At 42.8% G+C, this 1,030-nt stretch carries 5 tRNA genes; all 5 read left to right on the top strand.

The annotated features are described in order from the left end of the window. Window positions 1–170 precede the first annotated feature (170 nt). The 5 genes from IQO02_RS08550 to IQO02_RS08530 all read left to right on the top strand — a co-directional run bounded on the left by IQO02_RS08550 (window position 171) and on the right by IQO02_RS08530 (window position 649). Window positions 171–246, top strand: a tRNA-Glu gene (locus tag IQO02_RS08550). Window positions 247–266: 20 nt separating this feature from the next. Beyond that, window positions 267–342 (top strand) — tRNA-Lys (locus IQO02_RS08545). Window positions 343–367: 25 nt separating this feature from the next. Beyond that, window positions 368–443 (top strand) — tRNA-Val (locus IQO02_RS08540). A gap of 25 nt (window positions 444–468) precedes the next feature. Continuing rightward, window positions 469–544 (top strand) — tRNA-Ala (locus IQO02_RS08535). A gap of 29 nt (window positions 545–573) precedes the next feature. Continuing rightward, window positions 574–649 (top strand) — tRNA-Val (locus IQO02_RS08530). Window positions 650–1,030 lie beyond the last annotated feature (381 nt).

Genomic DNA, 1,030 nt, shown 5'->3' with positions numbered 1-1,030 from the left:
CGTAACAAGGTAGCCCTAGGGGAACCTGGGGCTGGATCACCTCCTTATACGAAGATACTTACGATGAGTGTCCACACAGATTGATTAGGTTTAGAAAGAAAAAGAGAAGAAGAGCTCCCAAAGTTCTTCGAAGTTTGTTTCTACTTTTAAAGTGGAGATAAATTAGCAGTGTCCCGTTCGTCTAGAGGCCTAGGACACCGCCCTTTCACGGCGGTAACAGGGGTTCGACTCCCCTACGGGATACCACTTCCTTCAAGAAGTAAAAAGGGTCGTTAGCTCAGTTGGTAGAGCAGTTGACTTTTAATCAATTGGTCGCAGGTTCGAATCCTGCACGACCCACCATTTCCTCCCAAGGAAATAAAATTTGGGGCGATTAGCTCAGTTGGGAGAGCACCTGCCTTACAAGCAGGGGGTCACTGGTTCGAGCCCGGTATCGCCCACCATTTCCTCCCAAGGAAATAAAAATATGGGGCTATAGCTCAGCTGGGAGAGCGCCTGCCTTGCACGCAGGAGGTCTGCGGTTCGATCCCGCATAGCTCCACCATTCCTTCCATAAGGAATTAAAACTTTTATGGGCGATTAGCTCAGTTGGGAGAGCACCTGCCTTACAAGCAGGGGGTCACTGGTTCGAGCCCGGTATCGCCCACCATCTTTAAACATTCTTTGATGACAACAGTCTGAAGAGAGTTTTTAAAAATGGTTTTGAAAGTTTAAAACTTGAAAAACTCTTGCTCTTTAACAATTTGGAAAGCTGACTGATTTGATTACTTACGAGTAATTCAAATCAAATTTAAAAGTTCTCAATGTTTATCTGCTCTTATTTAATAAGAACGGCATAAACACAACAAACACATTCAAGTGTCTTGTATTCGAATGATCAGAAATGATTGTTCATTTTTTGATTCTACTTTTTATTAAAAAGTGGAAACAAGAAGTAAATTGAGTCCGGCAAACAGTCATTGAGAATTAACCCTTCTTGATGACAACCAAAAACCTTGGTTAGTTGCCATACGCTTATTTGTCTTCACTT

The sequence above is a fragment of the Vibrio sp. OPT24 genome, assembly GCF_015163545.1.
Classification (GTDB): domain Bacteria; phylum Pseudomonadota; class Gammaproteobacteria; order Enterobacterales; family Vibrionaceae; genus Vibrio; species Vibrio cyclitrophicus.
This window is presented reverse-complemented; position numbering and strand designations above follow the sequence as displayed.